Origin of the sequence: Microcoleus sp. B5-D4 (assembly GCF_036705145.1) — a bacterium.
Classification (GTDB): Bacteria; Cyanobacteriota; Cyanobacteriia; order Cyanobacteriales; family Microcoleaceae; genus Microcoleus.
In genome coordinates, this window is the sequence record NZ_JAUBTV010000032.1 from 4,229 (window position 1) to 27,191 (window position 22,963).

14 protein-coding genes and 1 pseudogene are annotated in these 22,963 nt (G+C 43.8%); 6 read left to right on the top strand and 9 right to left on the bottom strand.

Annotated features, from left to right (window positions below):
• Both QUB10_RS16625 and QUB10_RS16630 read right to left on the bottom strand, forming a co-directional pair.
• Positions 1 to 255, bottom strand: a pseudogene (locus tag QUB10_RS16625) (BamA/TamA family outer membrane protein); the annotation flags it as partial.
• A 151-nt stretch (positions 256 to 406) separates the two neighbouring features.
• Entirely contained in the window at positions 407 to 607 is a 201-nt protein-coding gene (locus tag QUB10_RS16630; protein WP_006634481.1) for a hypothetical protein, read from the bottom strand.
• A 158-nt stretch (positions 608 to 765) separates the two neighbouring features.
• Between QUB10_RS16630 and QUB10_RS16635 the strand changes: the two genes are divergently transcribed.
• Entirely contained in the window at positions 766 to 1,596 is an 831-nt protein-coding gene (locus tag QUB10_RS16635) for an alpha/beta hydrolase (RefSeq protein ID WP_333156136.1), read from the top strand.
• Between the two features lie 129 nt (positions 1,597 to 1,725).
• Positions 1,726 to 3,207, top strand: coding sequence for an ATP-binding protein (locus tag QUB10_RS16640; RefSeq protein ID WP_333156138.1), 1,482 nt, complete (start codon positions 1,726 to 1,728; stop codon positions 3,205 to 3,207).
• A gap of 372 nt (positions 3,208 to 3,579) precedes the next feature.
• On the opposite strand, the gene QUB10_RS16645 is transcribed toward QUB10_RS16640, so the two are convergent.
• The 4 genes from QUB10_RS16645 to QUB10_RS16660 all read right to left on the bottom strand — a co-directional run bounded on the left by QUB10_RS16645 (position 3,580) and on the right by QUB10_RS16660 (position 8,176).
• Positions 3,580 to 3,933: a slr1659 superfamily regulator gene (locus tag QUB10_RS16645; RefSeq protein ID WP_333156140.1), complete on the bottom strand. Its 354-nt coding sequence runs from the start codon at positions 3,931 to 3,933 to the stop codon at positions 3,580 to 3,582.
• Between the two features lie 66 nt (positions 3,934 to 3,999).
• Complete coding sequence (locus QUB10_RS16650) at positions 4,000 to 4,608, bottom strand: DUF6272 family protein (protein ID WP_333156142.1); 609 nt, start codon at positions 4,606 to 4,608, stop codon at positions 4,000 to 4,002.
• Positions 4,609 to 4,639: 31 nt separating this feature from the next.
• Positions 4,640 to 5,875 (bottom strand): adenylate/guanylate cyclase domain-containing protein, encoded by a 1,236-nt coding sequence (locus QUB10_RS16655; RefSeq protein ID WP_333203745.1) that lies wholly within the window; start codon positions 5,873 to 5,875, stop codon positions 4,640 to 4,642.
• A 159-nt stretch (positions 5,876 to 6,034) separates the two neighbouring features.
• A complete protein-coding gene (locus tag QUB10_RS16660) occupies positions 6,035 to 8,176 on the bottom strand; it encodes a SpoIIE family protein phosphatase (RefSeq protein ID WP_333203747.1) in 2,142 nt (713 codons plus the stop codon).
• Positions 8,177 to 8,351: 175 nt separating this feature from the next.
• On the opposite strand from QUB10_RS16660, the gene QUB10_RS16665 reads away from it, so the two are divergent.
• Positions 8,352 to 8,711 carry a VOC family protein gene (locus QUB10_RS16665; protein ID WP_333203749.1) on the top strand — a complete coding sequence of 120 codons (360 nt, stop codon included), beginning with the start codon at positions 8,352 to 8,354 and terminating at the stop codon, positions 8,709 to 8,711.
• Between the two features lie 3 nt (positions 8,712 to 8,714).
• Positions 8,715 to 9,995: a recombinase family protein gene (locus QUB10_RS16670; protein WP_333203751.1), complete on the top strand. Its 1,281-nt coding sequence runs from the start codon at positions 8,715 to 8,717 to the stop codon at positions 9,993 to 9,995.
• 151 nt (positions 9,996 to 10,146) lie between these two features.
• On the opposite strand, the gene QUB10_RS16675 is transcribed toward QUB10_RS16670, so the two are convergent.
• The 3 genes from QUB10_RS16675 to QUB10_RS16685 form a co-directional block, all read right to left on the bottom strand.
• Positions 10,147 to 11,364 (bottom strand): adenylate/guanylate cyclase domain-containing protein, encoded by a 1,218-nt coding sequence (locus QUB10_RS16675; RefSeq protein WP_333203811.1) that lies wholly within the window; start codon positions 11,362 to 11,364, stop codon positions 10,147 to 10,149.
• A 195-nt stretch (positions 11,365 to 11,559) separates the two neighbouring features.
• A complete protein-coding gene (locus QUB10_RS16680; protein ID WP_333203753.1) occupies positions 11,560 to 15,240 on the bottom strand; it encodes a GAF domain-containing protein in 3,681 nt (1,226 codons plus the stop codon).
• Between the two features lie 105 nt (positions 15,241 to 15,345).
• Positions 15,346 to 16,899: an ATP-binding protein gene (locus QUB10_RS16685; protein WP_333203755.1), complete on the bottom strand. Its 1,554-nt coding sequence runs from the start codon at positions 16,897 to 16,899 to the stop codon at positions 15,346 to 15,348.
• Positions 16,900 to 17,548: 649 nt separating this feature from the next.
• Between QUB10_RS16685 and QUB10_RS16690 the strand changes: the two genes are divergently transcribed.
• A complete protein-coding gene (locus QUB10_RS16690; protein WP_333203757.1) occupies positions 17,549 to 18,871 on the top strand; it encodes an AAA-like domain-containing protein in 1,323 nt (440 codons plus the stop codon).
• Positions 18,872 to 19,213: 342 nt separating this feature from the next.
• Complete coding sequence (locus QUB10_RS16695) at positions 19,214 to 22,951, top strand: WD40 domain-containing protein (RefSeq protein WP_333203759.1); 3,738 nt, start codon at positions 19,214 to 19,216, stop codon at positions 22,949 to 22,951.
• Positions 22,952 to 22,963: the final 12 nt, after the last annotated feature.

Sequence of the window (22,963 nt, forward strand, 5' to 3'; positions counted from 1 at the left end):
CAGCTTTTGATGAACAGGCAAGATGCCTGTGCCACCAAACAATTCATCTCTTGTGGAACGGGCATCTTGCCCGTTCTGGAGAATGGTGCCAGATGTGAGACTCACCTCATCCTCCTCCCTCTGCGCCTCTGCGGTTCCCTCCCTAGACTCCGCCTCAGTCGGTGTGGCACTCGGATTGATCGCCCGCGCTGCCAATTCGCCCCCACCCAGCGCCGCCAAAGTCAAAAATGCAATAATCGAAATTCGCATAGACATTAAATTTAAAGCACACCCAACGCATATTACCCAAAACCGGGCCCCCTGCATAATTAGCCGAAAAGAAACCCGGTATTTTTGAGGCTACCGGGTTTCTGGGATGCTGAAATGTCGGAAAGTTCGATCAACTGCGGGCGATCGTTAAATTTGTTTAAATAGCTTGTCGAGAAACTCGTTTCTCAAAATGAGCCTGAGTCTGCTGCAACAGTTGTTCGCGACTATCCTTAGCGGTGGTAATGGTAGGGAGCAAGTTGCGAGCTTGTAAAGTCATGTGAAGCTGTAGGTGTGCTACGTACTCACTGACATCTTCGCGAAGAGAGCAAGCCGGGTACTGTTTTAAAGTAGAGTTCAAAGTGTTCTCCTGCTTTGAGTTTGTAGAATTTTCTAATAATCATAGACAATATCATGGTCTATTTCTAACTGTGTACTCCGTAATGAAGTTTAACGTTTGGACTGCTTTTTTGTTACAATCCTTTACAAATATTTCTTACCTATCAGGAGTCGATCCCCATGCAGTCTCAAGCACTTGTAGGACAAAAGCACACATTAAGTACATTTGTCAATAGCACCACCCAAACAGCCACCTACCTCGACATCGGGTGCGGCAGACCCTTATTGATGTTGCACGGTTTCTTCGGAGAAAAGACTTGCTGGCTGCCATTAATTGAGTTATTGCAATCTCAGTTTCGGTGCATCAGTTTAGATATGTTAGGTTTTGGAGAATCCAGCAAACCAGAAATCCGCTACGACGTAGCTGTAGAAGTGGCTTTTGTGCGGCAAGTTGTAGAACAACTAAATATCGAACCCTGCTGCATCATCGGACATTCTTTTGGCGGTTGGGTAGCATCTGCATATTCCCTCAAATATCCTAATTCTGTCAGCAGTTTAGTGTTAGCAGCACCAGCCGGAATTCGGGACGACAGTTTTTGCGGTCAATACGATGCTTTGCGGCCGCTATTGTGGGAAACTCCAGTTGTTGATTGGGCCTTGCAGTTGGCAAAACCTTTTGCTAGTTTAGCGGGAAAAAGTGAGAAATTGCAGCAAATTTCCGGGTGGCGCAGGGAGTTAATGTCTCAACCAGTAGCAAGGTCATTTTTAATGAGTCGGATGCGGCCAGAAGATGCAGTTGATACAGTAGAAAAAGAAATTCACAAATTGCAAATTCCTACCTTAGTTATCGCAGCAGAGAGTGACGAAACAATTCCTCTATGGCACTGTGAAACCTACGCGGGCGAGATACCGGGGGCAGAGTTAGCAATTATTCCCAATGCCACTCACGGGTTGCCGCAAACTCAAGCTCCAATTATGGCGAAGTTGACTTGTGAATTTTTGAATAATTAAGAAAAACTGTGCAAGAAGCCGAATCATAAAAATTGTGATAAGCCACAAATGGAAAATAATTGTGTTTTAGTATACTACTTTATTAGGAAATACAGAATATATTGATTAGTGTATTGTACAATTTTTTTTATGGCTCTTAAATCTTGTGTCAGCAGGAGCTACAGACATTTAGTGGAGTCGGGGGTATTACCAATGGCAGCACTGAGCAACTACTTTAATCTGGAAGAAATTACGACAGCCAGAAAAATTAGTGCTGCGGTAATTAACATCAGCGGCCGCCAGCGAATGCTTTCCCAACGAACGGCTTTTTTTTGCATGAGGTTAGTTTGCTCGGAGAATGCGGCAGAAAGAGCAAAACTGCGGGTGAATTTGTTAGAGGCGATCGAGCTTATGGAAAAATCGCACCGCGACTTAATTAATACTAGCAGCAGCATCAACTTATTGAGTCCGCCTTCAGCCACCGTCAAGGCAATGTATTTTGAGCCGCCACTGTATTTAGACAAACAAGTGCGCGCATATATCGATCGAATAAAAGCCTTGGTGCAAGTTCCCGATGCCGAACTCAGGCTGGAAAACCCCCACCTGCTGTACATTGTGGAAGCAGCGGGCGGCGACTTGCTAGAAGCTTTCGATGCCGTGGTGAGTCAATACCAGCAAGAAAGCGAAATCGAACAATTTGAAATCGACCTCAAACAGGTTGAACTTTATCAAGAAAGTTGTGCTGCTACCTCGAAAGCGGAAGCTCAAGCGGCCCAGCTCGATCGCGCACTTTGCGAACTCAAACAAACTCAAGCTCAACTCCTCCACAGCGAAAAAATGTCTTCGCTGGGGGCGCTAATGGCTAGTATCGTCCACGAAATTAATAACCCAGTTAGTTTTATTTACGGCAACTTGAGCCATGCCGCAATTTATACTCAAGATTTGCTGAACCTGCTGCGTCTCTATCAAGAATGCTATCCCAATCCCTGTCCCGAAATCACAGCTAAAATCGAAGAGATAGATCTTGATTTTCTAGTTGAAGACTTGCCTAAAGTTATGTCTTCCATGCAAATGGGTTCCAATCGCATTCGCGAAATTGTCAAATCTATGGGCAACTTTTCGCGCACCGATAACAGTAACATGACCATGTGCGACTTGCACGACAGCATTGATAGCACCGTGTTAATTTTGCGAAACCGTCTCAATTCTCAAATAGACCGTCGCGATATTCAAGTAATTAAAAAATATGGAAAATTGCCTCCTGTAGAGTGTTATTCAGGACAGCTAAATCAAGTATTTATGAATCTAATTACCAACGCGATCGATGCTTTGGACGAGGCAGCACAAAATCAGCCCAATGCTGCGCTAAAAATTTTTATCAGCACAGAATTAGCAGGGCCCGATCGCGTGAGAGTGCGGATTGCTGACACGGGACCCGGAATGACACCACAGATAAAAGAACGAATGTTCGAGCAGTTTTTCACCACCAAGGAAATCGGTAAAGGTACCGGTTTAGGATTGTCTATTGTCTACAAAATCTTAGTAGAGAATCACCGAGGATCGCTTCGGTGCGAGTCGGAACCCTGCAAGGGAACCGAGTTTATCATGGAACTGCCGATCCAGCAAACTTAAGCAATTTACTAACATCCAAATTTATCTATTTTAACTATGTGTGGCACGGGCGTCCCGCCTGTGTTAACTATGTGTGGCACGGGCGTCCCGCCTGTGTTAACTGTGTGTGGCACGGGCGTCCCGCCTGTGTTAACTGTGTGTGGCACGGGCGTCCCGCCTGTGTTAACTATGTGTGGCACGGGCGTCCCGCCTGTGTTAACTATGTGTGGCACGGGCGTCCCCCCTGTGTTAACTGTGGCACGGACGTCCCGCCTGTGTTAACTGTGGCACGGGCGTCCCGCCTGTGTTAACTGTGGCAAGGGCGTCCCGCCTGTGTTAACTGTGGCACGGGCCTCCCGCCTGTGTTAACTGTAGTTAAAATTTACACATATCCTACGCTAATTCGAGCTTCAAAGTTGGCAACAGCTTTTCTAAATTTCTGAGAGATTTCTGTTGCCAAGGAATATCATTTGAACCCAATACCAAAAGTTGAATAGTTTTCTTTTTTCGGACGCTAATGACAAATTTAGACAGCATACTGATACCGGAACTGTTAACAAATTCCAATTGTTTTAGGTTCAAGGTAATAGTAGGCGGTTCGCCATTGGCGACCTCATCTAACAATTCGGCTATTGGTGCATACTCTGCTGGGCCGCTCAGGCTGAGTTCGCCTTTGAAAGTGACTGTGACTGATTCTCGATCGTATTGAATGCTGTAATCTTCACCTTTAATTTCTTGAATGCCCATTGTGATTTTGTTTCCTGACTAAAATATTGCGATCGCACAAGAGAGTAAATATTGAAATGCTAGAAACTAGACCCTAATTTGAACCACAGTCGTAACAATGATGGTATCACTATCTGGCCTGGGCTCGAATTTCCAACCTATCTTAGCTGAATAGTCATTAATCATCGTCAGCAATCCCAATCCAGAGGTATCACTTTCCGATTCCGCATTCTTTTCAAGCTGCTGCAAATAAAGTTCATTTGGATCGGAAGCCATAATTTCTTCAATAAACTCCTTCAACTTATTCGCCCCTTCTGAAGTGACACTATTACTGGCAAAAATTACCGCCGTCACCTCTGTTTCACCAATAAAGTGGATGCCAAATCTGACCTTGTAATTGGTATCATCGTTATTGAATTTTATCGCATTTTCTAACAGTTCGTTGGCTACGTAGCTCACTGCTCCCTTGCTTTGTTTGATCCGTTTCTCGCTGCTAGCATCCTCCTCATCCACAGGTAGAAAGCTAGACAAATAATCGGCTACAAAATGAGCTGAAAGCCTGTTGTTGCGCCAGCGCTGTTTGATCGGGCGAGAACTGGGAGTAAATGTAAGTTCTAGGGAGTCGTGTTCAGGAGGAAATTCTTCAATGAATTCTCCAAATATTTGTGTCATTGTTTTTAAGCTTCCAGATGTCATGATTTTTCTCTATCCAATTGATGTATTAAGGTCACTTCTTGGTGAATTTCCACACGCCATTCCAGTTAGCCGGAAGACTATTTTCTAACAGCGATTGGATGCGTTTTAGGTAAAGTTGACTGGGCTTGTCATCTGGATTTAGGGCTACTATCTGTTCAAAACAAACTATGGCCTTAGCAAAATTTCCCTGACAATATTCTTGGAGTCCCTCCTCAAATATAGGCAAAGTTTGAATTTTGAGCGATCGCACTGGTTCTACTTCAACATCTAACACCTCACAAACTGTAATGGCTTCTTGTCTACCTTTGACAATAGCCCGATCCAAAAAACGGATATGATACTTTTCGGGTTGACTCAAACGTTGTACCACATCTCCAGAAATTAATAAAGATACGCCATAATACTTAGTCAAACCTTCCAGACGAGCGGTGAGATTGACATGATCCGAGAGCGCATCTGCTTGCATGCGATTCGCATCTCCAATAATCCCAACCATCGTATCACCCACATGGATACCAATGCCAATATTCAGCGGTATATCCCCATTTATTTTACGGCTTTGATTGTATTTTTGCAACTGATCCAACTTCACAATTCCTGCCTGAATAGCATCATCAACGCCATCGGGAAAAACTGCCATGACTCCATCTCCAATATACTTGACAATAAAACCATTGTGCTTACGAATTTCCGGACTAACTTGCTGTAAATAGTTATTGATGAAGTCAAAGTTTTCTTGAGGAGTCATTTGCTCCGCCATCGTGGTAAACGAACGCATATCGGAAAACATAATTGCCATCTCTTTGCTCACGTGATCTCCAAGCTGGAAATCAACAATGCTCTGCTTGCCGAGAAATTGGAGAAATTCAGCGGGAACAAAACGTCCGTAAGCCTGCAAAAGTTTCTCTAATTCTTGTTCCCGCGCTTTCACCGTTTGCACCATATGCGAAAATACCTGTGCTAGTTCTCCCAGTGCATCACTGCGCGCTGCCACATCTGACAATATCTGGGGTTCAAAGCTATTATTTTTTACAGCAATAGCTGCATCTATAACCTTTTTTACCTGCTCAATGTAAGTCTGCATCTCTCGGTTTTTATGATGGATCTGGTTTTCCAGATCCGTGGAGTGTTGCGTGATAATTTCTACTAAGGTTTCATAGCTATTTTTTTCATCCTCTACTTCCTCAAGTTTTTCGCTCAACTCCTGTAGCTGGGTATGGAGTTCTTCTGGAGATTTAGATGGTGCTAAATTTACTTGTGGTTTCATAATTGATACTTCCGAATCGGGAAGCGAAAAATTGTTTGACTCGCTCGCTGTAAATTATTATAACTTACACGGGCAAAGCGATAAATCCGGTTGCTGGTTCCATGCTTGGCGACTAAATCCAAGCTCGATCGTAGAAACCTGGTTGACGACAGTCAATCATCAATTATGCACAATATTTCCCTGTTGCTTCAATACTAGCAAAGTAATGTCATCAAAAACATTTTGTTTTCCAATAAAATTTCGCAAATCAGCGATGGCGGCTTCCTTGATTTGTTCGGCGCTCAAATGCCAGTTTTGAGAAACCACTTCACAGAGTCTTTCAATACCATAGAATTTTTTGTGCATATTTCTAGCTTCGGGAATGCCGTCAGTGTAAAGCACCACCCCGTCCCCCGGCTCTAAGTCTACTAAAACATGGCTAATCCAATCGGAAATATCCTCCTCTAATGCGAGCGGAAATCCTAAATTAATGGTGTCTATTCGCTGGATTTTACCACCTTTCCTGACCACAATAGTTTCCTCATGTTGACCGCTGATACTAATTGTACGATCGGCATAGTTGAGCAAAGCCAGTGTCATATTTTTGTCGGAGTTCATGCGCTGGACATTTTTATAAATAGTGCGGTTTAGGGTATCTAAAAAACGCACAGGGTTGGATTCTTGCATTTCCTGAAGAGTGCGGACAGCAGCTTGAGTCATCACCATCAAAATGCCGCTTTCTAATCCGTGTCCGGTGACATCACCAATGCAAATTGTGACAACCCCGTTAGTACAAAGTACGTCGTAGTAATCACCACCTACTTCCGAGGCTGGCTCCATAAATCCGGCAATATCTAAATCTTCAATGGCTGTGAGTTCAGCAGGTTTGGGCAGAATCAACTGCTGCATTTGTTTGAGCATATCGAGTTCGGAACTCATGCGGAGGTTTTCCGCTTTTAGACGCTGGTTGAGAGTAGCAATTTGTTTGGTGGCTGTAGCGAGTTCAGAGGTACGTTCTTTGACTTTATCTTCTAGCGTTTCCAAGGATTCTTGCAGTTGTCTCGCCATACTGTTAAAGGAATTTCTTAAGGTTTCAATTTCCAAAATCCGACTGGAATCAACGTTCTGGTTAAGATCACCACCTGCTAGATATTCTGAAGCTTGAGCAATTTGATTCAGGGGGCGAGTAATCCAGCTAGCGGTGAAAATACCCATTGCAACAGAGACAATGAGAGCCACAATACAGAGCCAAATGGTCTGGCGAGTGTTAGCATAAATTTGCGCCATAAAGTCCGCTTCAGGAACTACTACTACACTCAGCCAATTGAGACCATACTTGTCTGTTAGCGGAGAAACTTGGATAAATTGCCGCTCACCGTTCAGATAAAAGTCAAGTTGAACAGTTTGATCGATGTCTTCCAAACGCTTGAAGCGATCGAGCAGATAAAGCACACTTTGACGCATCAGCCGGTTGCTGCTTTCCTGTGCTTTGAGCCGCTTTGTATCTTTGCCTGTTCCCACCGAAAGAGGCTGTTCTTTAACGGAAGTTGCTATTAACTCACCCTGGGGTTCAATGATAAATACTTGACCGGAATTACCCACGCGTAAGGTTTGCAGGAAGTGGCGAATTTGATCTAGTCCCATCTGGCAAGTCAGCACGCCAATTAGTTTCCCTTCGGCATCATAATAGGGTAGACTCGCATTAATTTGCAGCGTACCGTAGCCAAAATTAATATAAACTTCACTCCAAGCTGCCTGTTTCTTCTCAACAGCTACTCTGTAAAAAGGGCGCGTGCGAACGTCATAATTGGGCGTGTTTTTTTCGATTGTTGTCGGGTTTCCATTATCGTCAAGGTTGTAATAGATCAAGTCGCCACCCCCCGGAATCAGTTGCTGGGCAAGCTGAGGTTGTTCCAGTCCAACCAGCCGATTTACCCAACCCACACGCAGGTACTGACCTTTTTCGTTGGCAATTCCCGCGTGACCGATCGACTTAAATTGCAGAACTTGTTTCCAAAAATATGGTCTAGCTTGCTCCAAATCGTCAAAGTTCAACACCCCCAAAGGTACAGCATCCTGATTGATCTGATTCACCAGTGGCGGAGCTTCTAGATAGGTTTGAACACGTTCGTAAACTCTCGCACTCACTTCGTGGCGCAACTGACTAACAATATTGTTGACTATCTGCTCTCCGTTTCTGTAAGAGAGATAGCCAACGCAGCCAACAGCGGCCAAAATTTGGAGAACAAAGGGAACTACCAAGACATTGCGGAGACGGATTTTGCCCGCTCTGGAGACGATCGCACTTTTTTGAGAAACCATTGTTAAAAACACTCCCAGCGGGCATTTTTTTGTTACAAGACTTGATAATGGATATATTAATAGCGACAGACAATGTTATCATATCAAAAACTCAACCAACATCAAAAAAACTGCGTTCATCAGCGCTCATCTGCCTGCATCAGCGGTTAAAATAAAACAATAAATCCCAACAATAATGCAAATTACTCAATCCCTCCACAGCGCCATACTCATCTCCAACCTGGAAAAATCCCAACACTTTTACAGCACCGTACTAAACCTGCAAAAAATCGATCGAGACTTAAAATTTCCCGGAATCTGGTATCAAATCGGCGACTTCCAGCTCCACCTAATTTTAGGTGCAACAATTATCCCAGATGCCGTAGACCATGCCAAATGGGGACGCAACCGACATCTAGCATTTTCTGTGGCTAACTTAGAGGCAGCCAAACAACAGTTAATCGCTCACAATTGCCCGTTCCAAATGAGCGCGTCAGGTCGATCGGCATTATTTACCCAAGATCCCGACGGCAACATCATCGAACTCAGCGAGTAACAGATGAAAATCATCGCTTATTCTTACACCGAACCGCTACTGGAAGCAGCACCCGCACCGGAAAATTGGGGCCAAGAAGTCGATCGCACCTATCAAGACTTAGGAGGGCGGCAACAACTTCAGCAACTCCTCAAAGACTGCGAAACAGAACCAGTCAAATACTTATTAGTTCAGCGCTTTGAAGAACTAGGCGACACATTGCAGCAAGTGTGTTCGCACCTCGCCCAACTCGAAAACCTCGGCGTCGAAATCATCGTACAAGCAGAAACAGAACCGCGAAACCGCAAAAACTTGCTGCACATCCTCGCAGAAATCCAGCGCAGCCAACACAGCCGGAGTATTCGCAAAGGACACGCGCGCAACCGCATCAAATCCCGGATGCCACCGGGTAAGGCTCCTTACGGCTACCGGCGCGGCAAAGATTGTTATACGATCGATAAAACCACCGCCCCCACAGTCAAAGACTTTTTTGAACACTTTTTAATTTACGGTTCCTTGCGAGGTTCCGTGCGGTATTTAGCCAAGAAATACAACAAAAAAATCTCTGTAAGCACCGGCCGCCGCTGGCTGACAAATCCCGCCTACCGAGGCGATTTGGAATATCAAAACAGCCAAGTAATTTCTAACACCCACGTCCCGATTATTTCCAGAGAAGAAGCCGCCCAAATAGACAGGTTACTGCGCCGCAACCGCTGCCTTTCTCCTCGCAGCGCTAGCGCCCCACGTTCCCTCGCAGGTTTAGCAATTTGTGCAGAATGCAAATCGCCCATGACAGTTGCCAAAGTCACCTCCTACCGCAAAGAAAAAGAATACCTTTATTTGCGACCGATTAACTGTCAACAACAGCCTAAATGTAGCGGTCTTTCCTACGATGAAGTATTGCAATTAACCATCGCCGGTATTTGTCGGGATTTACCCGATGCTGTTGCTGGGTTACAAATGCCGAATATGAATGGAATCAAAGCAGGAATTGTCAGGGCGATCGCATCGAAACAAGAAATCATAGAGCAACTTTGGGCCCTGATTGACAGCGGCATATTAGACACCGAAACGGCAGAGTTGAGAGCATACAAAATTCGCACCGAAATTGCCGAACTGCAAAGCAAATTAGCGCAACTACCCCCAGTAAATTTGCGAGAAACTGCCCAAACAGTTTCCCTTCCCCAATTTTGGCTCGATTTATCAGAATCAGAACGCAGGTTTTACTTTCGAGAATTTATCGATCGCATTGAAATCGTCCGGGAAAATAAAAATTGGCAACTGCAAATTATTTTCATTTTTTAAGGATTAGCTCGACATTCATCCATAGCTCCTAGGTTAGATACCCGACTTCTTAAGCTATTGCGGCATTTAAATTGTCTATCAAAAAACAATCCAACTCTTGTGGGGTGGGCGTCCCGCCCGCCCTGAATATGCAATTTAAATGCCCAACTTCTTAAATAATTCGGGTATTTGGGTACTCTATTAGTTCGGTAGGAGTGGACTGCGTTTGACAATAATCAGTTTCAACCGCTGAATTATCTTTTTTAGCTTTTAACCAATAAGCGATCATCTCTCCTTTTCCTTTAACCGCGATCGCACCTCTTTCCTCAAAGAAATACCGCTCTTTTAACAGTTCGTAAATAGCCGTAGTAACTTGAATATATCCCGGTAATCCTTGACATTCCATCCGAGAAGCAACATTAACAGTATCTCCCCACAAGTCATAGCTAAATTTTTTAGTGCCAATTACGCCAGCAACTACGGGCCCTGTATGAATGCCAATCCTAATTTGAAATGGTTCGCCTCTGTCAGTTTGAAAATCCGCGATCGCTTCCTGCATATCCAAAGCCATATTTGCGATCGCTTCTACATGATCTGCCCTCGGCACAGGCAACCCCCCCGCTACCATATAAGCATCTCCAATTGTTTTAATTTTTTCCAAACCGTGTTTTTCAGTTAGTTGGTCAAACCTTGAAAAAATCTGGTTCAGTACATTTACCAATTCTAGAGGTAACATTCTAGCAGCAATAGACGTAAAATCGACAATATCGGCAAAAAGAACTGTTGCTGAATCAAACCTCTGGGCAGGAGAACCCTCGCCCTTTTTCAAATTTTCAACAATCGCTGCTGGTAAAATATTCAGCAATAAATGATCCGACTTTGTTTGAGCCAGCCGTAAAGCTAGCTCCACCCCCTGCCGCTCTTTAATTTCGTTTTGCAAACGTTCGACAAGTTCTTGAAATTGCTTCGTTTGCTCTTGAAGTAACTGTTGTTGACTTTGAATTGTTAACTGATTTGCCACTCGTGCCAATACTTCTTTACCTTGAAAAGGTTTAGTAATATAGTCAACTGCTCCCACATCAAAGGCTTTCACCTTATCTAAAACATCATCTAAGGCGCTTAAAAAAATCACGGGAATCGAACTGGTTTTTGGTGAAGCTTTCAACTTTGCACATACCTCATATCCATTCATGTCTGGCATCATCACGTCAAGCAGAATTAGAGTCGGCGGAAACTCTTGCACTGTAGCGATCGCCCTTTGCCCGTTCAGCGCTTTACGAACCTGATACCCTTGTTCGGTCAAAATTGTAGATAAAAGCCGCACATTATCGGGCTTATCATCAACTACTAAAATGTTGGGTTGAATTGTAAAATATTGATTGCTGTCCATGCGATCGCTCACGGTAGTTTATTAAGAGAAAAGATATTAACACTTAAGAAGTTTACCTCAAAAAAAAACGCCATAGTATAAATTTCGATTTTCTATCCTAAAAAGAGATGGCAAGGAGACGCTATTTGGGCTTAATGTTAGGTCTTTTTTAAAAAAATAACCTCCCAACTTTAGATTAGTTGAAAACTGGTATTTTTACCTCATCGCAACTGCTGACTGCGCTATATCTATAATATCGTCAAATAGGAAATCCTGCACCAAAGTAGTTAAATATTGTGCGGCTAAAGCAAACTCGCTCGGCATTTCCTCAATCAACTTGACAATTTTATCGTCGCAACATTCATGAGCAGCATGAGATATCTTTTCTACCCACTCAAGAGGCATTTGATCGAGTTGTGACTCGACAGATTGATTGCTAGTCCCTCCGCTAATTTCGCTTTCATTTTCTAGTGGTGCATCAACAGATTCCTCGTAAATGTAACGCACTCCTAAAAGTTCTTCCATTTTCGCAAATAATATCTTTGCATCGAAGGGTTTACGCATGAAATCATCGCAGCCTGCTCCTAAAATAGTTTGTCGTTCCTCTTCAAAAGCGCTAGCAGTAAGAGCAACTATTACAGTTTGTTTTCCGAGAGGATGAGCTTTAATTTGTCTGGTGGCTTCATAGCCATCCATGACAGGCATCTGCATATCCATCCAGATCAGGTGCGGTTGCCAATCCTCCCATACAGCAATAGCTTCTTGACCATCTCTAGCCGATCGCACCATGAAGCCTAGTGGTGACAATAATCTCTCTATGACTAGGCAGTTATCGGCGCGATCGTCAACAACCAAAATCCGGTATTCTGGTTGATTCGGTACTAAACCAATTACTTTGTTCTGCGGTTTAAGGATTTTAATCTCGCTGGGAGGGGCAAGGCGGATTTGAATATCAAATGCAAACTTACTTCCCAACTCAGGTGTACTGCTGACAGTAATATCTCCTCCCATCATTTGTACAAATTTGCGGCTAATTGGTAAACCTAATCCAGTCCCCTGTTGAGACTTTTGACCTGTTTTTGTTTGCTCAAAAGGTTCAAATAACTTATTCATCTCTTCTGGGGCAATGCCAAGGCCAGTATCTTCAATTTCAAACTGAAGGCGTAAAAATTCCGCCTGAAGGTCATTCGCGTCTACACAACTAAAGTTCGCCAAGCTTTCGGACTGATTAAAACCAGTGCACCATCCGGGTTTTTTTGGTATAGCTGTGGTTTCAACCGCTAAGCTTTCGGAATGTTCAGAAGCCGCGTCGGCAAGTTTTGTTTGTGTGTCCCCAAACTCTGCGGTTTCAGCTCTCAAACTTTCTTCTACCTGATTTTTTACTCGCAAAGTAACACTACCCATCTCTGTAAACTTGATCGCATTTCCTACAAGATTAATCAAAATTTGCCGCAGTTTACCTTCATCTCCACTAACAAAGTCCGGTACGCCGTCACCCACTTCCAAATTTAGCTGCAATTTCTTAGATTTAGCTTTTAATCGAAACATTTCTTCTAAGGTTTTTAGCAAGCGCATTAAATTAAAACTGCTTTCATTAAGCTGACTTCTGCCCGCTTCAATTTTGGACATTTCCAAAATGTCATTAATTAGCGCAAGCAAGTGTTCACCCGCGCGATTAATAATTTCTAGGTGCTGTTGGTGTTGATTGTTGAGAGATGAATCGCGCACCATCACCTGACTAAATCCGAGAATGGCATTCAGGGGAGTTCGCAATTCGTGGCTCATAGAAGAAAGGAATTCGCTCTTGGCGCGGTTAGCTGTATCAGCAGCTATAACAGCTTTTTGTAATGCTGTTTCTGCTAATTTGCGATCGGCAATTTCTGTTTGAGCTTGTTCAAAAAGGGTGCATTGCTGGATGGCAATTGCTAGCTGTACGGAAATTTGCTTGAGAGATTCTATCTCAGAAGAAGTCCAATGCCTTTGACTGCGGCAGTGATGAGCAATGAGTAGACCCCATAGTTTTTTACCTTGCAAAATGGGAACCACGAGGTTAGCTTTAATTTCCAACTCGCTCAGTAAATTAACGTGGCACTCTGAAATACCTGCCGTATAAATATTGTCGATCGCGCGCAGGTGTCCCTGCTCGTAAACAGAGACGTAGCGTTCTCGAAAACAAGGGTCATTAATGTCAATTCCCAAAATCGGCATCGTACCGACGGATACCGACTCGACGGCTATAAATCCACTCCAATCTGGATTAAAGCGGTAAATAACTGTTCTATCAGTTGACAAAAAATGGCGAATTTCTTCCACAGCCATTTTCATTACTTCTTCTAGGTTAAGAGAGGAGCGAATCCGCTCTTGAATAGCATTCACGAGCCGCTCTCTTTTAACTTGTTGCTGCAAGGCTATTTCCGCCTGTTTGCGAGCAGTAACATCTACTCCATAACCCACGCACTCCACAGGTAGACCCGCAGCATCTTTGACTAACTTGATCTCATCGTAAATCCAGCGATAACTACCGTCTTTGTGCCGTTCGCGGTATTCGTAGGAAATCGATTCTTTTTCCAATATCTGAGCGAATGAAGTATCAACAATCTCTCGATCTTCTGGATGAACCAGGCTATGCCAATCAAGGGAACCATCAACAAATTCTCTCGCTTCGTAACCAATCATTGAAACAATATTATCGCTGACAAATGTTACGTCATAATTTCCCCCTAATTTGCAGCTAAAAATCACCGCTGGGGTAGTCGCCAGCAAATATTGCAAACGTTCGGTGACAGAACGCAAGTTTAACTCAGCTTGCTTGCGATCGCGAGCTTCCATTGCTAAAGCTGCGATCTGCGCCACATAGCTAGCGAAGCTTTGTTCGTCGAGCGTCCAATTCCTGGTCGTTCCCAGATGTTCTAAACAAATTACACCCGCAATTTGCCCTTTATGGGTAATAGGAACATCTAGCATCGACGAGATGTTTAAAGGCTTCAAATAAGATTCGCTAAATTCTAGGGTGCGCGGATCGGTTTTGGCATCAACCGCTGCGAGTACCTGTTCTGTATTCAAAGCTTGGAAATAGCTAGGATAGTCAGCAACTTTCAGTTCTGCACCGGCGCTGTGTTGATTGGGTGTTAGTTCGTAAAGATCGGCACAGCACATTGCGGATTTATCTTCCTGATAAAACCAAATACTTGCCCGATCCACATTCAGGGTACGAGTTGCCATTTGCGTAATCTCTCTCAACGCCTCGCCGATATTTCCCTCGTAGATACTAGAATTTTTAGCTAATTCTAGCAAGCCAGTTTGTTGTTCTGTCAACCTAGTTTCTCGTTCGCGTAAAGCCGATTCAGCTGCTATTCTCTCTCTAATTTCTGCTTCTAAATAACCATTAATTTCTGTCAACTCTGCGGTGCGCTCTTGGACTTTAATTTCTAAATCATCATAAGCGTGGCGCAACGCTAATTCTACCTCTTCACGTACCGCAATTTCAGCCTGCAATTGGCGATTTATGGTCTCTAATTCTTGGGGGGTTTTTAAAGACAAAAACTGGGGCAATAGTGTTACCATCGAGGCTGCTGTGAAGCAGGAAACCAGTGCAGTAATTCCTTTTTCAATCCCCGACAGCCAATAAGCGGAATGCCACAATGTCCAAATTTCTAGCAAGTGACCCGTGCCGCACAGAATAATAAATGCACCAAATAAAGCAAATATTCCTAAAAAAGGAACATCGCGCCGCTTGAAGATAAAATAAATTAGCATCGCCGGAATTGAATAGTAGGCGATCGCGATTAAGAAGTCCCCAGTTACGTGCAGCCACACTAAAGGCGTTTGCCAAAGATAGCAATGACCGTGAGGCATATACTGAGTTGGGGAAAAGATATTTTTGAGTGCTTCCCACATAATACTTGTTATTGCCAGATAATATGGATTTGATGATGCCTAAGTTAGGCAAAAAATAAAAAAAAACGAAAATGGTAGCTGGATTCAGCATTATTTATTAACGCCTCAACCCAGCTTGTTCATAACAGCTTGCTTTTGCACTAGGTGGCGATCGCCAAATTGCGATCGCAAAGGAATTTCAATGATAAACTCAGTACCTCTCCCCACCTCGGAAGTGCAGCGCAAATAACCTTCATGGGCTTGAATAATCTGATAAGAAATTGCCAAACCCAGCCCGGTACCAGCACCGATAGGTTTCGTCGTATAAAATGGATCGTAAATTTTAGCGATCGCATCATAATCTATGCCAGTGCCATTATCAGCAATGTGAATCTGCACCCACTTGCCATCAACTAAAAGCGTGCGGATGCGAATTTTTAGAAGTGGGCAATAGGTGTTTTGTAAGTTGTCAGAGAAATTATTTTCCCAATAGCCGTTGGCCAAATCTCCCTGCTGTGCCATCTGTTCTAAAGCGTCAATAGCATTAGAACAAATATTCATAAATACTTGGTTAAGCTGCCCAGCGTAGCATTCCAATTTTGGCAAATCTCCATACTCTTTAATCACTTGGATAGGCGGACGGTTTGGTTGTTCTTTCAAGCGGTGCTGCAAAATCATTAAAGTGCTATCGAGACCTTCATGGATATTTACCTTTTTCATGTCGGCTTCGTCTAACCGGGAGAAAGTCCGTAAAGACTTAACAATCTCCCTAATTCGCTCTGCTCCAATTTTGATCGAACCAAAAAGTTTTTGCAGGTCTTTTAAAATAAAATCGAGTTCGATAGTGTGAATCTTGTCTGCAATTTCCGGCGCAGGATTGGGGTAATAAACTTGATAAGCCTTAATTAATTCCAAAATATCTTTAATGTATTCCTCAGCCGGAATCAGATTGCCATAAATGAAGTTAACAGGGTTATTTATTTCGTGAGCAACCCCAGCTACCATTTGCCCCAAAGACGACATTTTTTCAGTTTGCACGAGTTGAGCTTGAGCGCCTTTAAGTTGTTGCAGAGCGTTCTCTAAATGCTGAGTTTGCTCTCGCAGTTTAGCTTCCGAGTGGCGCAATGAATTTTCAGCCAAAGAGCGATCGCGATTTTCCTGTTGCAAACGTTCATTAGCCACTTCTAACGCGATCGTCCTCTCAATAACCCGTTTTTCCAATTCTAGCATTAATTGCGAGAGTGCTTCCTGAGCTTGTTTGCGATCGCCAATCTCATTTTGTAAAGCCCTATTTGCCACCGCCAATTGAGCGGGACTGGGAATAGCCAAGATTTTTGGGATTAGTTCTACCAGCACTGCTGCTGTACATAGCGAAATCAGCGCAGTAATCCCTTTAAGAAAACCAGAGAACCAATAATTAGGATGCCACAGCGTCCATATTTCCATAATATGGGTAATCCCGCAGCAGATAATAAAAGAACCAAACAGCATGAAAACCCAGTCAAAAGGCAGGTCTTGCCGCTTTTTTACAATATAAATCAGCGTGATCGGTATCAAAAAATAAGCGACTGCTATCAAACCATCGGACAAAACGTGTAGCCCCACTAATCCAGGCTTCCACAAGTAGCAATGGCCGTGAGGAATAAAATAATTAGGAAAAATTTTATGAACCATTTGCATTAAATCAACTAGGTTATTTGCTAAATTTTTAAGACCGTATTACAGGCAAATCAAAAAACCTGCTAGCACAAAAAGAAGAATTATGCTTTTGGACTTAACGCTTGTGATGAGTAAATGCAGCGATCAGAAACTACTGTTAATTAAATTAACATCAATCGACTAAGCTTTAGCAAAGTCAACTGTCACATTTTTAATTCTGCCTTCACTACCAACTGTGACACCGGGATGACATTTTGGGCAACGATAAAGAAAAACTGAGCGCAGATTCCTTTCCAGTAGGAGCGCCAGCGCCCATTGAAATTGGGTTATAGCACTCAGTAACCAGTCAGGCAACGGGATAATCACCAGATTTAACGGATGTCACGGATTTAACATAATCAAGAGAACCATTCTCAAAAACCTCTAGAGGTCGGTTTACTCTTGTACCCTTGAAGAGTGCAGACAGGTTAAATACACCCGTCCCCACCCCGCGAGGGAATTCTTTATTGATAGTGATACTCTTCGGGGGAGAATTAACCGATGTGACCAATTACCCCCAGAGAAATGTCGCGACAGGATAGTGTCGCAATCCAATAGGCGATCGCTTTCAGCTTTACAGTCAATCATAAGTGATAATATCAACGATACACTTATATAGTTATTGCCAGTTATGACGATAGATGAGGTACTACAGCTAACTCGTGTCCGATTACAAAAAGATTTATATCCAGTACAAGAAATCATACTCCGCCAAGTTTGGGAAGGAAAGACTTATACAAGTATTGCATCTGGCTCTCATTACGGAGAGCATTACCTGAGAAACATCGCCTCGTCTTTGTGGCAATCTCTCTCTCAAATCTTGCAGACATCTATTAGCAAATCAAATTTTCGCTCTTGTGTAGAATCACGTTCCCTCACCGCAGAAGAACGAGAATTAATTGAAGCATTCACCCGCAGCCAATGCCTAGCAACACCTTTAGAATTTCCCGGCTCTCCCGTGCCCCTGGGTTCGCCATTTTATATCCCTCACCCGCTAATTGAAGAACTCGCCTATCGAGAGATTACCAAACCAGGAAGTGTGCTGCGGATTAAAGCTCCCAGGAAGATGGGAAAAAGTTCCCTTCTGCTACGCATTTTAGATCGCGCGACTTCTCTTGACTATCGAACTGTAAGTTTAGATTTTCAGCAAGCCGAGGAATCTGTTTTAGACAACCTCGATAAATTTTTACGCTGGTTTTGTGCCAACATCAGCCGTCACCTAGAATTACCACCTCTATTAGATGATTATTGGGATGAAGACATGGGTAGCAAAGTAAGCTGCACCATCTATTTGCAACAATATATATTAGCAGAAATAAGTACCCCTCTTGTGTTAGCTTTAAATGAAGTAAATATAATTTTTGAATATCCCAAAATTGCCAGAGAATTTTTGCCGCTGCTGCGAAGCTGGCATGAAGAAGCAAAGCGGATTGAAACTTTGGGAAAACTGCGGTTAATCGTTCTTCACTCCACAGAAATTTATATTCCTTTAAAGCTCACTGAATCGCCTTTTAATGTCGGTTTACCGCTGCAATTGCCCTATTTTACAGAAGAGCAGATACTTGCTTTAGCGCAGCGTCACGGACTGGATTGGACAGAGGGTTCCGATGCCGAGCGACTGATGGCAATGGTGGGGGGACATCCTTATCTGGTACGGCTAGCTCTTTACCACCTCTGTCAAAACAGCGTAAGGCTAGATCAGCTACTACAAGAAGCTCCGACAATAGCGGGAATTTATAAAGATTACCTGCGGAGTTTTTGGGCAACATTGCAAGAGTATCCCGAACTGGCGGTTGCACTTAAACAAGTGGTAAAATCTGAGTGTGGAGTGGAATTAGATCCGATAGTGGCTTCTAAATTATTTAGTATGGGGCTGATTCATATCGATAACAACCGCTGTACGCTAAGCTGCGAGTTGTACCGCCTCTATTTTGGTTCGCACAACTTTATTTAGAGCCGGCTTTACAGTTTATTTGCGTAATCCACTATCCGCCTTGAAAACTCCACTTTTCCTGGCGATTGGAAATCGCTGCTATACAAACAAAGTCCGCTTACGCGCACTAAAAAAAAGGGATAAATTAACCCGAATTTAGCCTAATTTATCATAACTTTAGCAATCCTTGCAGGAGTCGTAAATTTTTGACCCCACCCCAACCCTCCCCTTATCAAGGGGAGGGAGTAAGAAATTTACAAATGATTTAGGATGGCTATTATATTATAATGAAGCTCCAGCACCACATCCTTACCTCTAAATAAATTCCCTACATACTCAGCTTTAAACCCACCCATAAACCCCATGACCCAGGTAACATACCAAATTGGTGGAAGTCTCGCCAGTGATGCGCCTACATACGTAGTTCGGCAAGCAGATTCCGAACTTTATGAAGCCTTAAAAGCTGGCGAATTTTGTTACGTTCTTAACTCCCGGCAAATGGGCAAATCTTCTCTTTTAGTCCGTACCCTGCACCGACTGCAAGCAGAAGGTTTTCAGTGCAGCACGATCGACATGACTCGCATCGGTAGCGAAAATATCACTCCTTTACAGTGGTATAAAGGCATGATTGGGGAACTGTGGCGCGGCTTCAATCTTTTAGGGCAAGTTAACCTAAAAACCTGGTGGCGTGATGAAGAAGATGTATCATTTCTGCAAAGATTGAGTCATTTTATTGAAGATATTTTGTTAGCCAAGTTTCCTGAAGAAAAAAATTTTATATTTATTGATGAAATTGACAGTGTTCTCAGTCTAGAGTTTCCTGTCGATGATTTTTTTGCCCTAATTCGCTTTTGCTATAATCAACGCTCAATTAATCCAGCATATAATCGTATTACTTTTGCAATATTTGGAGTAGCAACCCCTAGCGATTTAATTGTTGATAAAAAACGAACGCCTTTTAATATTGGTCGCGCCATAAATTTACGAGGTTTTGAACTCGAAGAAGCCCAGCCATTAGCGGCGGGATTGGCAAGTGTAGTCAATAATTCTCAAGCTATTCTCACACAGATATTGGCTTGGACTTCTGGGCAGCCATTTCTTACGCAAAAACTGTGCTATTTAGCCTACATAGCAACTCAAACTACACCGCAAAAAGTAGTAACAATTCCCGCCGGAACAGAAGAGTTTTGGGTAGCTCGTTTAGTGCGAGAAAATATCATCAATAAATGGGAATCTCAGGATGAGCCGGAACATTTAAAAACCATAAAGGAGCGGATTATTCGCAACGAACAACGCGCGGGCCGATTACTCGGCATCTACCAGCAAATTTTACAATCTAACCCCCCCTTAACCAGCGGTTCTCTTTCATTGTGGGACTTTGAAGAGGATGATAGGGGCATTACCCCCGTGCCTGACCCAAATCTTTATAGGGCAACTACAGGGGAATTGCCCCTACTAGGAAATGAAAGATTTTTACCTTTGAGCAAAAGAGCGGGAAGGGTATCAACTGATGACTCACCAGAACAAATTGAACTATTATTATCGGGATTAGTTGTCAAAACTAATGGTTATTTACAGGTGAGAAACAGGGTTTATGCTGAAGTTTTTAATCTGGAATGGGTAGAGAAGCAATTAGGGCAACTGCGCCCCTACTCGCAAACCTTCGATGCTTGGGTTGCTTCACAACAAACAGATTTTTCCCGACTTTTGCGGGGACAAGCTTTAAAAGATGGTCAAATCTGGGCGCAGGAAAAAAGCTTGAGTAACCTAGACTATCAGTTCTTAGCTGCTAGTGCCGAACTAGATAGGCGAGAAGTTCAACAAGCTTTAGAAGCAGAACGCACCAAAGAAGTGGAAGCGCGACTGGCCGAGGAACAAATGCGATTAATTCAAGAAAAAAAAGCAGTTAAACGACAGAGGGCCTTACTATTTTCTGTGAGTATGGCACTGCTGCTTGCCTGTGCTTTAGGAGTAACAAGTTATTTTCAGTATCGCCGAGCAGTTATTAGTGAGCGCGAAGCTCGGATGAGTGAAATTGAAGCGCTGGTTTCTTCCTCGGAGGGGCTGTTTGCCTCTAATCGCCGATTGGATGCACTAATAGCAGCAATTAAAGCTAAGCGGCGACTACAAAACTTAGGCAAGACAGATAAAAATATTGAAGAGCGAGTGATCAATGTATTGCGTCAAGCGGTTTATGAAGGGGATGAATACAACCGTTTATCGGGACATAAAGCGGCTGCTATTGGAATTGATATTAGTCGGGACAGTAAGTTTATTGCCTCAACAAGTGTGGATAAAACTATTAAACTGTGGCGGCGGGACGGAACGGAAATAGCAACACTCAAAGGTCATCAGGCGATCGTTCGGTCTGTCAAATTTAGCCCGGACGGTCAGTTTATTGCTTCTGGAAGTGATGATGGAACTGTAAAACTTTGGAAACTGGATAGGGCAGGCACGGGGGCACTGCCCCTACGAACTTTTCAGGGTCATACTGCTGGTATCTGGACAGTGGCGTTTAGTCCCGACGGTCAAACAATTGCTTCTGCCAGCATGGACAAAACGGTGAAACTCTGGAACAAAGACGGGGCCGGCACGGGGGCACTGCCCCTACGAACTCTCCAGGGTCATACTGCTGGGGTACCCTCAGTGGCTTTCAGTCCAGACGGTCAGACTATTGTTACGGCAAGTGGAGACAAAACGGTGAAACTCTGGAACAAAGACGGGGCCGGCACGGGGGCACTGCCCCTACGAACTTTCCGGGGTCATACTTCTGTGTTATCTGCAGCGGCGTTTAGTCCAGACGGTCAGATTGTGGCTTCAGGAAGTGGAGACAAAACGGTGAAACTCTGGACAGTTAATGGGCCAGGCACGGGGGCGCTGCCCCTACGAACGCTTGAAGGTCATTCTGCTGTAGTATCGGGAGTTGTTTTCAGTCCCGATGGTCAGACTCTTGCTTCTGCAAGTCGGGATCAAACTGTAAAACTCTGGAATCTTGACGGAACAGAACGGACGACATTGAGAGGTCACACTGCTGCGATTTGGGGGATAGCTTGGAGCCCGGATGGCAGTTTTATTGCTTCGGCGGGTGCAGAAAATACGGTGAGGCTGTGGCAGAGTCAAAACCCATTGCGAACGATGATTACTGCACATAAAGCGGGGATTTGGGCGATCGCACTGAGTTCGGATAGTTCTACAATTGCTACAGGCAGCGAGGATGGCACGACTAAGCTTTGGAGTCGGCAAGGCAAATTGTTGAGGACTTTCACTGTAGAAAACGCTGCGATTTATGCTGTTGCCATGAGTGGCGATGGCAAGTTAATTGCTTCTGGCCGAAATGATAATAAGGTGAATATCTGGACTCGAAACGGAAAAGCGATCGCAACTTTGGTAGGTCATAACGCTACAGTTATGGGGTTGGCTTTCAGTCCTGACGGTCAAATTCTTGCTTCTGGAAGTCAAGATAATACTATCAAGCTTTGGCGGCCAGATGGTACTTTATTGCATACTATGACAGGACATCATGCTCCTATTTGGCAGGTGGTATTTAGCCCTGACGGTCAGCTAATTGCTTCGGCAGGAGGGGATGGTACTGTTAAGTTGTGGAAGCTTGATGGTACTTTAGTGAGAACTTTTCAAGGTCATACTGCTGCTGTGTGGAGGGTGGCATTTAGCCCTGACGGTAAATTTCTGGCTTCTGGCAGCGGGGACAATACGATTAAGCTTTGGACTGTGGATGGTAAGTTACTGAGAACTCTGGAAGGTCATCTTGCCGCGGTATGGGGGGTGGCGTTTAGCCCGGATGGTAATATTATTGCTTCTGGTAGTGTAGACAATACGCTGAAGTTTTGGAAGCTTGACGGTACCCAATTAACGACCATCAGAGGTAACTCTGCGGCGATTCGGGGGGTAGCGTATAGTGGGGATGGGTCATTTGTGGCTTCTGTGAGTGAGGATAATACGCTGATTTTGTGGGATGTGGATCGAGTTTTGAAAGTGGATTTGTTGGCTGATGGTTGCGATCGCGTGCGCGATTATTTGCGGACAAATGCTGAGGTGAAGGAGGAAGATAGACATTTGTGCGATCGTATTGGAAGGGAATAGTATCAAGTCCGC

Coding starts and splice junctions, on each gene's coding strand:
- QUB10_RS16635 (WP_333156136.1), top strand. CDS start 766: ATGCAGTCTCAAGCACTTGTAGGACAAAAGCACACATTAAGTACATTT.
- QUB10_RS16640 (WP_333156138.1), top strand. CDS start 1,726: ATGGCTCTTAAATCTTGTGTCAGCAGGAGCTACAGACATTTAGTGGAG.
- QUB10_RS16645 (WP_333156140.1), bottom strand. CDS start 3,933: ATGGGCATTCAAGAAATTAAAGGTGAAGATTACAGCATTCAATACGAT.
- QUB10_RS16650 (WP_333156142.1), bottom strand. CDS start 4,608: ATGACATCTGGAAGCTTAAAAACAATGACACAAATATTTGGAGAATTC.
- QUB10_RS16655 (WP_333203745.1), bottom strand. CDS start 5,875: ATGAAACCACAAGTAAATTTAGCACCATCTAAATCTCCAGAAGAACTC.
- QUB10_RS16660 (WP_333203747.1), bottom strand. CDS start 8,176: ATGGTTTCTCAAAAAAGTGCGATCGTCTCCAGAGCGGGCAAAATCCGT.
- QUB10_RS16665 (WP_333203749.1), top strand. CDS start 8,352: ATGCAAATTACTCAATCCCTCCACAGCGCCATACTCATCTCCAACCTG.
- QUB10_RS16670 (WP_333203751.1), top strand. CDS start 8,715: ATGAAAATCATCGCTTATTCTTACACCGAACCGCTACTGGAAGCAGCA.
- QUB10_RS16675 (WP_333203811.1), bottom strand. CDS start 11,364: ATGGACAGCAATCAATATTTTACAATTCAACCCAACATTTTAGTAGTT.
- QUB10_RS16680 (WP_333203753.1), bottom strand. CDS start 15,240: ATGTGGGAAGCACTCAAAAATATCTTTTCCCCAACTCAGTATATGCCT.
- QUB10_RS16685 (WP_333203755.1), bottom strand. CDS start 16,899: ATGCAAATGGTTCATAAAATTTTTCCTAATTATTTTATTCCTCACGGC.
- QUB10_RS16690 (WP_333203757.1), top strand. CDS start 17,549: ATGACGATAGATGAGGTACTACAGCTAACTCGTGTCCGATTACAAAAA.
- QUB10_RS16695 (WP_333203759.1), top strand. CDS start 19,214: ATGACCCAGGTAACATACCAAATTGGTGGAAGTCTCGCCAGTGATGCG.